This window comes from Candidatus Eisenbacteria bacterium, assembly GCA_030017955.1.
GTDB lineage: Bacteria > Eisenbacteria > RBG-16-71-46 > JASEGR01 > JASEGR01 > JASEGR01.
On the sequence record JASEGR010000087.1, the window covers coordinates 1 to 10,571 of the forward strand.

At 51.7% G+C, this 10,571-nt stretch carries 6 protein-coding genes and 1 pseudogene; all 7 read right to left on the reverse strand.

Features of this window, described 5'->3' with window-relative positions:
- Positions 1-275 precede the first annotated feature (275 nt).
- Entirely contained in the window at positions 276-1,964 is a 1,689-nt protein-coding gene (locus tag QME66_11420) for a hypothetical protein (GenBank protein ID MDI6809573.1), read from the reverse strand.
- A 17-nt stretch (positions 1,965-1,981) separates the two neighbouring features.
- A complete protein-coding gene (locus QME66_11425) occupies positions 1,982-4,039 on the reverse strand; it encodes a hypothetical protein (GenBank protein ID MDI6809574.1) in 2,058 nt (685 codons plus the stop codon).
- A complete protein-coding gene (locus QME66_11430) occupies positions 4,026-4,991 on the reverse strand; it encodes a hypothetical protein (protein ID MDI6809575.1) in 966 nt (321 codons plus the stop codon). The genes QME66_11425 and QME66_11430 overlap by 14 nt, the downstream gene beginning before the upstream one ends.
- 42 nt (positions 4,992-5,033) lie before the next feature.
- On the reverse strand, positions 5,034-6,056 hold the full coding sequence (locus tag QME66_11435) for a PorV/PorQ family protein (protein MDI6809576.1): 1,023 nt from the start codon (positions 6,054-6,056) through the stop codon (positions 5,034-5,036).
- Positions 6,053-8,785 carry a TonB-dependent receptor gene (locus QME66_11440; GenBank protein ID MDI6809577.1) on the reverse strand — a complete coding sequence of 911 codons (2,733 nt, stop codon included), beginning with the start codon at positions 8,783-8,785 and terminating at the stop codon, positions 6,053-6,055. The genes QME66_11435 and QME66_11440 overlap by 4 nt, the downstream gene beginning before the upstream one ends.
- A gap of 228 nt (positions 8,786-9,013) precedes the next feature.
- A pseudogene (rpiB, locus tag QME66_11445) lies at positions 9,014-9,457 on the reverse strand (ribose 5-phosphate isomerase B).
- Between the two features lie 254 nt (positions 9,458-9,711).
- The gene (locus tag QME66_11450; GenBank protein MDI6809578.1) at positions 9,712-10,326 is read right to left on the reverse strand and encodes a class I SAM-dependent methyltransferase; all 615 of its coding nucleotides are present in this window, start codon (positions 10,324-10,326) and stop codon (positions 9,712-9,714) included.
- Positions 10,327-10,571: the final 245 nt, after the last annotated feature.

The following is a 10,571-nucleotide window of genomic DNA, read 5'->3' on the forward strand; positions in this document are numbered from 1 at the left end:
CGAAAAAACGGGAATTCTAATTGTCGCCAACGGGAAAAACAATTGACGTTCAACATCTGAGTGCCCGGCAGCGAAATCGCGCAGCAACACAGATGCGTTGAAACGGAGGGCATAGATTGGGGCCAGGACTTCCCGGGGGGAGGTCCTAGTGCTGTGTCACATAAATTCGCGAACTTGTTGTGCGGTGCCCCAGCACTTTCACAGGGGCTGTCGCCCCTATGAAAGTGTCGTGTCCCTGGGCAAAGACATAGACAAGGAACTTCCGGGACACGACACTAGTTTATGTCTACTTCATGGAGGAGTTTGGTCATGATGGCTGTGGAAGCCCTTGATACCTGAAAACCAGCGAAGACCAGCTTGCCATCATTAGGCAAGTCGTCTCTTGCAAAAGCGATGACCATGCGTACTGAGCTCTGGCTCGTTCCCCCGTAAACGTCCCGGTATCTCATGAAGTAGAGTGGTCTTCGAGAGTCCGTCAGCTTGGCAGCATCCACCGAATCGGGCCAGTAGTGGCAATTCATCACGTGTATGCCAGGAGGAAGCACGGTCCCCGTTGAATCGGTCGGGTCGGGGTACCATGAGGTAATCGGCAGCGTCCATCCGAAAATCTTCTTGCCCGCAAGGACAGTGAAATTCGTCGATTGGATGCTTACGGGATTGGTGTAGTATGTGTCGTTATTGTAGTAAACGTTGGCCGCATGGCCTACCCCACGGAACTTGACGTTACAGAACTCAGATGCAAAGTTCGCGGTAAGACTGCCTCTCCATGTGTAACTTTCCCCGCTTTGGTCCAGGCTTGAGGCGACTGCGTTGCCACTGATAAGAAGAAGTTTTCCGCCAGCCCTAAGGTATTTCCCTATTGCGCTTTCGGCCCTGGCCAAGGAGGTTGATCTCGAGCGCCTGACGTCGGTGTACCAGACGCACTTCTCGAACTGAGAGAGAAGGGCGTAGGCCTCATCCGCCGAGCGAAACTCACCGGCACCTGGAACAGCAGGAGAAATCAAGCCAACGTCAAGAAGTGAATAGGCCCCGGATGTGGCTGTGTAGATTTGAGTCCTGTAGAAATTATCGTACTGGACAGAGTAATTCGGGACATTGTTTGGGAGGTCGTCAATAAGAAGAACCCTTCCCGATATTCGCTTCACGTTCCATGAGCGTGACACTACTGAGCTCTCCGATGTCCCGTCGTCAATTGCCTGGGCATACAAAGTCGTTGTGCCATCATGACTGACACCGCTTGAGTCAACGAAGTCCGCCGGTACAAACGTGTAGCTTCCTGTCTTGGCATCAGCAAGCTTCACGCCATACCTCTTGCCCCCGGATTCCAGCCACAACCTTACGTACTTCACAGTGTTGTCCCCGTCCGGGTCCGTTGCCGACCAGAAAACCGTAAGGACAGGGAATGAAGTGTCGGGCAACGCAATAGCGCCATCCTCAGACCCCCGGAGCACGATTGAGGGTGATGAGTTCTTCAGGTAGAACGCGTGGTGTGGAGGCGAAAGATCTTCAAGCCCCTCGTTATCCACGGCCTTTACGTAGAACGTGTGCTTTGCCCGCTGGTGTGGAACCGGCACCCAGAAGGTATCCGAAGTTAGTGTGGTGAAATGCCACGTCTCAAGGGAATCAGGACACTCTGTGCACGCCGGGTCAAACTCCCACCTCCAGTAGTACCCCACGACCTCGCCGTCCTGATCTTCACCCCACCAGTGAATGACCTGCCTGTAAAGCTGGATGTGGAGAGAGTCAGTGCTCACTGAATCAGGAATGGAAAGGAAGAGATAGGTCTTGGGATGAATTCCCAGGGAAAAAATGCGCGAGCCTTTCTTTGAACAAGATACAAGGATAAGTGCCAGAGAAAGACTGATAACAAGGAGTAGTCCAACCGAGAGACCTTTGAGCCGAATGGTTCTTCTGGCATGCGCAGTCAAATCTCTCTCCCAACTCTCATTCCCGGAGTGCTTCATTGATGCAAACTCCTTTTCTACCTGAGTATCAGGAACTTCCCAAGCTCAACTTTCCCGGTGTCCTTGTCCTTTACCGAGAAGATATATAGTCCTGTGGCAACGATCTGATCATAGCTTGTTAACATATCCCAGGCACACATGCTCCCCGAAAGTTTGGGCAGGCCCTCGTCAGTTGACGGAATCTGTCCCCCGGGATTCACGACTCCCCTGGCGTTCTGGGCAGCATAGGTTGCAGCGTCAAAATCTATGGTGTCGATGAGGTCGCCTGAAAGCGAATAGATGTTGATCTGAGCCCTCGGCGGAAGGTTAGCAAACCAGATGAATCGGTCTCTCGTAAGCGTCCCATCCCAGGCCGCTCTTCCCCTGTAAGGGTTCGGGAAGACCACCACCTTCGAACCTCTCTCATCCTGTGCCGGCCCCGGAATCGCCAATGTCTTGTTGAAAGCGAGTCCAGACTCAAGGCTCTGCACATCAATCTCGCCCGTGTCAAATGCAGTCACTGCCAGCCAGTACTTGAACCCATCCTTGAGGCCGCCCAGCGTGTAGCCGTACTGGCACCAAAAAGCATCGGTCGGGGTTATGACAAAAAGCGAGTCCCCCCTGAGGTCGATCTCATCAAGCCCCGTGTTATAGGCAATTGTGTCAGTTGCCAGATCGACCTCCTTGATGAGGTTGAAACTCAAATTGTCTTTACTTTCATAGATCCTGAATCCCTCAAAATCCTGCTTCCCACTCTTCGGATCTTTGTATCTGCGGGAACTGTTGTCCCACCTCAGGACAAGCTCACCTTTCCTCGGAAATATCTTGAGCCGCGGTGAGGGCGGCGGGGTGTAGGTAACGAAATCAGAGTTGTAGACCTCTTTCGCCCATGCCGCATTCTTGATCAGATCCGCTCTGTTATCACCGGCAACAAAGGCAAAGCAAACGACTATTGTTGAGTCTGGTCCTATCTCCTTGAATGGACCTACTGAAATGAGCTGGACAGGGTCACAGTCAACATCTCTGCAAACTGGGTCGCAGGTGGGGCAGCGTTGATTGGCTTCCACTCCACTTGCGTCGTCGATTTCTCCATTGGACATTAACCGATATCTCTCGACGTCAGTATCCTTGTCAGTTGCACCGGGTCTCCAGGTCCACCAGTTGAAAGAAACAGTCTGGAGAGTGTCGCTCGGTGGGCTTCCTGTCGAACCCAGGTACTGTATTCCTGACCAGCTTGTTGCGCGCTGGAGCCCATCCTCCGATTGGTAGTGGTGTTCCAAACAAAGACTGAGACTGTCAGAGTATTCTATGTCCTTTTTCGCATACCATCCGCTCGTAGGCCATGTCGGGTACTCTGGCTTGTAACCCGATGCAAGTTCCGAGTAAAGGCCGACATAAACATCTTTTAAGAAGCAGCCGCTGCCGCATATGTTCTTGATGAAGAGCCTTACGAGGACAAAGGCGTTGTAGCGTTTAAAGCTCCAACAATAAGTCTCCTGTCTGACGTCGACTTTGAGAGGTACGTGATCTTCGCCGCCCGGCTTCGTGAAGCCAGGAATATCGCTGTATTTGGCGATGAAATCCTGCTCGGAAATTGCGCTGTCTGGGCCAGTTGGAACATAGTATTTGCTGTGCGGAAGAGTGGACCTTTCATGAAGAGCAGTTGTGTCAGGATGGGGAGTGAATTCGCAGGCGGCTATTGGGGAGCCACCTGCGTAGCCATCAACAGTCGAGGTCGACACCAGAGTCTCTCCAATGTCCGTGTTGAATCCCCCAATCCAGATTCCGCCTCTTACCATGTGGTCGATGCCGGAGCCACACGGATATTCAAACGATGGTGCCCTGCTTCTGAAATTGTTTCCAAAAAAACCATAGTTTGTGACAGCAAGGCAGACTTTTGACAGCGATGTTGTTTTCTCGTCGGCAATAACTGAGTCGCTTGGGGTGAAAGTAAGTCTGTAGGGCTCCACATTCTTGGAGGAATTGTGGTCACTGCTTCTCGGAGGAAGCCCCTTCGATAACGCAGTACCCGCAAGAACAGAGAACAAGAAGAGAAAAGAAAAAGCTGCGATGAGTGGCTTACTATTTGTACTCATAGATAACAACCCTGCTGGCTGCCTTATCAACCATGTGAACCCGGTTCTCGCTCGCCGTAATGGCGATCACGTTGCTCACAGCTGTGGCCGTCGGAGGGATATAAGAATTGACAACCTTCTCAAAGACCCCATACGGAGTAAGCTTGAGCACGCGATTGTTCCCTGTATCAGCAACATAGATATTGAAGACTTTGTCCGCGTAAACGTCCGATGGATCCAACAGCGCTTTTCCCTCTGCCTCTTTGACCGCCGTAATCGTGCCGGTTCTCGGGATATCTGTCCTTATCTTGATCACCCGCGGCGGGTAGATGCCGTCGCCTTTGTCAGCAATCAGAAGCCCTTGTCCATCGTAGTAAAGCTGGGAGGGTTTCCCGATATAGCCATCGCCCAAGCCCTGATCGGTCCATATCCCGAGGTCGTAGCCGCTGGAGCTGTATTTCTTCACGGTTTTACGCACTTCATCGGCGACGAAAACATTGCCGCTGTCATCAACAGCAATTCCCACCACGGATACCCATGAAGTCGTATCCCGGAAACTCCACGTGCCGGCCCCACCGGTCCTACCGAATTTCTTTATCGTGGTGTCGCCCTCATCATAGATGTAGATGTCGCCATTACTTCCTTCTGCTATAAGCTTCGGGCTCAATAGACCGGATGAAGAGAAGTCAACCGACGGATTTACCTTTGGATTCTTCGATGCGCTCACGGAACCCGGGTAGAAGGCAACGGCCTTCAAGCTGTCTCCCACCGCTATGAGGCTTGCCCCCGGTGCGTGTCTTGTAAGAAGGATATCTGACACTTTGGAGAGGCCATCCCACTCTCCAAGCCAGGTGTAAACATCTCCGGGAATTGGCGCAGCCTCGGGAGGGGGGGGAAGACTCATCTTGTGCCCGCAGCCCACAACGAGGACACCGAGTATGAGCACGGACGCCGCGAGATGCTCAAGTTTCATGAATCTGCTAGTCTTCCCTTTGGTCTGAGCCATAAGATGTCATCAAAAAGAGAGTGAGACCGAAAACTGGCTTATCTTCCCGAAGAGCCCTGCGTCTCTGAATGCGTAATCGACGCTTCCTCTCGCAAACCCCATGCCTGCCTTGATCCCTCCGCCAAACGAGAACGCAGGAGTGTCGGAGTTGAAATCATAGCCGGCCCTAAAGGCAAGATTGTCCGAGAACGTCAATTCTCCGCCTGCCTTGATGGTCTCGGCGTTGTCAGCGGGATGATGCAGCTCGACAGAAGACGTAAGTCTGTAGAAGCTGTTCTGAAGAAGATCCATTGCTGCTCCGAACTTGAATGTCGTAGGAGGCGAGAATGATTGGTAGCCAAAGGTCCGGCCTCCAAAGTCGTAACTCCCCGAAGGTCTGAGCTGTGGGCCAAAATTGCTCAAGACAATTGCCATCCTCAAGGATTGGAACCCCACACGGTATGCTGTGCCGACATCGAGAAGCCAGGCGCCGGAGGTCGGGCCGCCGACTTCTGTCCCGAGCTCTTCGATGAGATACTTGGCTCCCACGCCGATCGAGAGCTTATCCGTAAATCTTCTCGCAAAGCCAATTCCCACGTAAGTATCGTTGAAACCAAAAGTTCTTCCTGTGCCGTACGGATAGTATTCGGTCGTCTCGAGGAGATCGGTTCTAAGCGTCCCCGCCTGGATGCCGAAGGCGCTATTCATGGAAATGACCGGATAGACGATACTGACGTAGTCGTAAATAATATCTGCCGGCCACTCTATTCTTGTTACGAGCACCTCTGGCTTGGTGAGATTGGTCAGCCCGCCCACGTTCCACGACATGTCACTCGCATCGTCGGCAATCGCGACAAATACGCCTCCCATCGCCGAAGCCCTGGCACCCACAGGTATCTTAAGGAATGTACCGCTCGAAGTGCCGGACCTCTGGCCTCCTAGATTGGTTTGAGCAAGAAGCTCAGCGGGAGAGACGGCCAGAAGGAGAATTGAAATTATCCCCGTGAGGAGAATCCCGAAGCTCAAGAAGAGCGAAGCGATGTGTTTTCTCACCAGTCCCACTCTATGCCTAGTTTGAAGTTCCTTGGCCTGCCGGAAAGTGAAGGGTCACTATACTGTGCTTCCTGATACCTCGTGTAGGTCACCAAGCTTCCTTCGCCGAGCTTATATGGCTTGCCGGTAACCGGATCAAGCCTGACCGCGGTTCTTTCATTGAAGATGTTCCACCCCTGGAAGGTGAGCCGGAAATTCTTCGGGAGTTCCTTCTCGAACCTCAGGTCCCACGTCACTTCGAACCGTCCGTTCTTTGAATACTTCTCAGCAAGCTCCTCGTACTTCAAATTGACCGGCGTGTAGGCGCGGCCCGACCATATGAGACCATAGAGGTTAAAGCCCCAGCCTGAGAAGAATGGCAAGCCGAGAACCTTCACTTCCTTCTCCTTGCTGGAGACTCTGTAGTCAAAGCCCAAGGAAAGCTTGTGAGGTCTGTTCCACCACATGAACACTTCTCCGAGCTCGCTTTCCTGTGGATTCCCACCGAGTTCCCTGACAAGTGCGGCCGCGCTGGGATCCGAGCTTTTCCCGGTCGCGAGAGAATAAGTGTAGTCGATCGAGCCCGAGATGCGATCAATCCTCCTCTTCTTGAGCTCTATTTCGATGCCGCGTGACCTGGCATAGTCAACGTTTCTGTAGATGAAATACCCTTCCTTGACAGTCGCAGCAGTCGGGTAGTCATAGATGTCTTTGTTGAAAAGGACAACGTTCACGCCAATACTCTGTCCAAAGAGACGCCTGGCTCCGAGCTCGTACTGAACCGAGACCTCGGGATTCAAGTTTGGATTTCCGATTCTTGGATATTTCTCAGTCGATGCGGCGCTCATCTTCGAATAGACGTAATAATACGTAGGTCTCTGGGAAAATCTTCCATAATTGAAGAACAGGTTATCGCTCTCAGTTATGGGGAAGGAGATTGCAAGGCGGGGGGATGTACGCGTCTTCATTCTTTCACCGAATACCTTTTTTGTATCGCGGTAGAAACCTTCCCTTATGAACGGAGTAATTGTCTGACTCTCCAAGTTCGCAACAGCCCGCTCGAGCTGTTTTCCCGGAAACCAGTAGTCGTATCTGACTCCCACGTTGCCGACAAGACCCTCAAACTCGAACTGGTCTTGCACGTAGAGGGCGCCGGTCGCAGGATAAACATGAAAGAGGTCAAACTGTTCGCCTAGGGGCGAGCTTCCTGCCCAAGGGTATCTTATGCTTATGTACTGAACGTTCTCGAAAGAGCTCTCGATCCCGGTCTTCAAGTTGTGATTTGGCGGGAATCTCTTGGCCAGAGTCCAGCTTCCGGTGTAGGTTTCACCGTACCTGTCTCGCCAGTCCGGAGCATCGCCCGTATCGTAGAAGTAGGGACTGTTCAAGCTGTCCGGGAGATCTTCATCATGGGGCTTCTCATACTCCCACCAGAGTTTCCCGGCCACGTCCCTATGATTAGAAGAGAAGACCCTTGAGAGGCGCAACACATGATAAGCAGTCCTCCCGAGTCCCTGCGTGAAAGTCAGAGTCGTAATGTTTCTATCCTGCGTGACTGTTTGATAATGATCCATTCTCCTACTCCACTCCCACGCATATCCGGTCGTCGTTCTGGTAATGTCTCCTATGTCGAATTCCGAAAAGCCCTGATCGATGCCGATCATCTTGCTGTAGAAAAGTTCGAACTTCTTGTTCACCGAGGGTTTCCACACGAGCTTGCCTGAACCCATCCACTTGTTGTCCTGTCTTGGCGTAAGAAAGCTCCCGTACCGGAGATCGCCCCACGGCGTCTCATCCACGTAATTTGGTCTCAGTTTCTTATTGCCTGGGAGGCTTCTTATGCCCGGCAGATACGTGTCGCTGAGACTGGTGGAAGCATCAAGGAAAAAGGTAAGCTGCCCCGGAACTTCGAGACCGAACGGTGAAATCACTCTCTTGAGAATCGGCTCAGGTCCGCCGATCTGCACGTTTATCTGGTCGGAGTTGAAGTAGTCGAAAAGGCCGGGATGGTCCGTCGTGTAGAGAACAAGACCGTGATAATCCTTCCCGCCCTCCTTCGTCTTCACCTCAACAATCCCGGAGAGGGCTTCACCGTATTCTGCATTGAAGCCGCCCGTGATAACGTTCATCTCAGCCACCGAGCGTGAGCCAACGTTCTCAGCCCCTGATGTGCCTCCAATAAGATCCCTGACCCTCACTCCCTCTAGATAGTAGGCAACTTCATCCACTCTTCCGCCTCTTATGTGTATCTCTTCATCAACTTTCGAAACGCCGGGCTGTCTCCCGATAAGATCAACCACGCTCTGAACCGACATCTGCTGGATGTCCCTTCCGGTCACGCTCCGGACCGTCGAGGGGACTTTGACCTCAACCAGAGGTCTCTCGGCAATGACGTTGGTTTCCTTCTCTTGCGAGACGACCGTCTCCGTCATGTTAACTTCGAGTATCGTAGGGAGGCCGGCCTCGATTCTTAGGGCTGTTTTTGTTATTGGAGTGTAGCCGAGCATTCTTACGAGAATTGTGTATGTTCCAGGCGGGACCCTGGCTATCAGATAGATTCCATCTTCGGCGGTGAGAGCGCCGATTTCGAGCTCCTTTATGGCAACGTTTACGCCCGGGAGCGGCCGCCCGGTTACTGTGTCCGTCACTCTGCCGCGAAGAGTGCCTGGAGTCTCAGAGAATGAAATCCGGGGAAAGGCTGTGAGGATTATTGCCATGCCGAGGATCAATCTAAGTCTGCTGGACATCATATCGCCAAGCTCCGTTCGAAGGCGTGGGATGCTGACTACACCTTTTGGCTAAATCCCGCTTCACGACTTGAACTCAATCCGCAATCAGTGACGCTCGACCTGCAACCCACAATCAACATCGACAAGAATTTATCATACTTCACTTTCCGGGTCAAGGATTGATGATACCAATGCTCGGTCACTCCAGCCCACTGACGATCGCCAATGGTTTGATGATCAATGTCGCCCTCACCTGGGATTCTCTTCAAACCTGTCAATCTTGTCCAGGCGCTTCTGGTGTCTGCCGCCGGAGAATTGAGTCCTGAGCCAAACCCGCACGACCTGCTTTGCGAGGCCGGGATTGAGAACCCTTGAGCCAAGTGTGAGGACGTTGGAATTCGTATGTTCCCTGGATGTGGTTGCAGTAAAGACATCGTGACAGAGTGCAGCTCTTATTCCTTTCACCTTGTTTGCTGTGACAGAAGAGCCAATGCCGGCAGAATCGATCATAATCCCGCGCTGGCATCTTCCTTCAGCGACGGAGAGCGCTACCTGAAGGGCGATGTCCGGATAATCGACCGGATCCGCACTGTTGGTGCCGCAGTCTATAACAGAACAGTTCATATCTTCAAGCAAAAACGTTTTCAGCTTCTTCTTAAGGGGATAGCCAGCATGGTCAGAGCCAAGTGCAACGGTCGTGAGCTTCTTCCCGGACCCGAGGGCAGAGGTCTTTTCACATACAGCCTGCCCGGCCCGCGCAGATGGTTCCGCGTCCGTGAGCACTTCCTCGACGACCTTCCTTACGATTTCTTTGAGCGCATCGGATTTCACAGCTTTTGAACACTCCAAAAGACCACTGAGACATCGAAGATTATCACCAATTGTTGCCGACTGCAACTCTACTTGCGCGTCAAGTTACAGGGGGTATCCCGATTGAGGATCAGGAATCACTTCCTGCCAAATAGAAACCAGCTTTGCTTGCTAATCTTGCCTTGCTGCAAAATCTCAAAACCGAATCTCGTGCTCAATGCACTGTAATCATGCTTGAACCAATACGAAGATACGGAACCCGTATCATCAGAATCGCTTAGTTCGTTTAGATAGATGTTTCTCGCAAGTTTTGACAAATGCTTCAGTGTCGACTCCAATCTCTCGGGCAGCACTGCTGAAAGAACCCTATTTGAAATTATCAAATCGAAGTACTGTTCTGGATATTCGAGTTTCAGTATATCTTTCGTCTCATAATCGTAGTTGAGATTTGGGAATCTTTCTTTGCAGAGCCTCACCGCACTTGCGGCAATATCTTGTGCAACAACTTTCTTGATTCCCATTTTTTCGTAAACAGGGAAAAGCCTTCCGCTACCACAACCGATATCGAGGATCGTTGCTGGAACAGTCATTTCTATTACTTTCTCAACAGTTGAATAATCACTACTGTCTTCACCCCAAGTCTGATGGATGTCCTTTGCTCTGTAGTTCCAGAAAAGCTTCAGAATTGTCTGGTTCCTGGTTCTTGTTAGCTTGAAGAGGAATTGTCTTACTATTCCCTGAAACATACTCATTGTTATATGTTCTCTCTAAATTGACCAAAACACATCGCGGCAACTCTCAATCTTCAATTCTGCGAATAGCCTTGGCTTCTCATTCTCCCCAACAGGCCATTCGTATTCCTTTGGCAGACAACAACAAGGCAATGTGATGCCGAAGACCCTTGCCTGACGCACGCCTCTTCTCACTGCTTCTCTGAGCAGGCCTAGCCTGAATTATGCACGCGTTTACTGAAAAAAGAGTGCCATCGTCCTCGGGA

Coding starts and splice junctions, on each gene's coding strand:
- QME66_11420 (MDI6809573.1), bottom strand. CDS start 1,964: ATGAAGCACTCCGGGAATGAGAGTTGGGAGAGAGATTTGACTGCGCAT.
- QME66_11430 (MDI6809575.1), bottom strand. CDS start 4,991: ATGAAACTTGAGCATCTCGCGGCGTCCGTGCTCATACTCGGTGTCCTC.
- QME66_11440 (MDI6809577.1), bottom strand. CDS start 8,785: ATGATGTCCAGCAGACTTAGATTGATCCTCGGCATGGCAATAATCCTC.
- QME66_11450 (MDI6809578.1), bottom strand. CDS start 10,326: ATGAGTATGTTTCAGGGAATAGTAAGACAATTCCTCTTCAAGCTAACA.
- QME66_11425 (MDI6809574.1), bottom strand. CDS start 4,039: ATGAGTACAAATAGTAAGCCACTCATCGCAGCTTTTTCTTTTCTCTTC.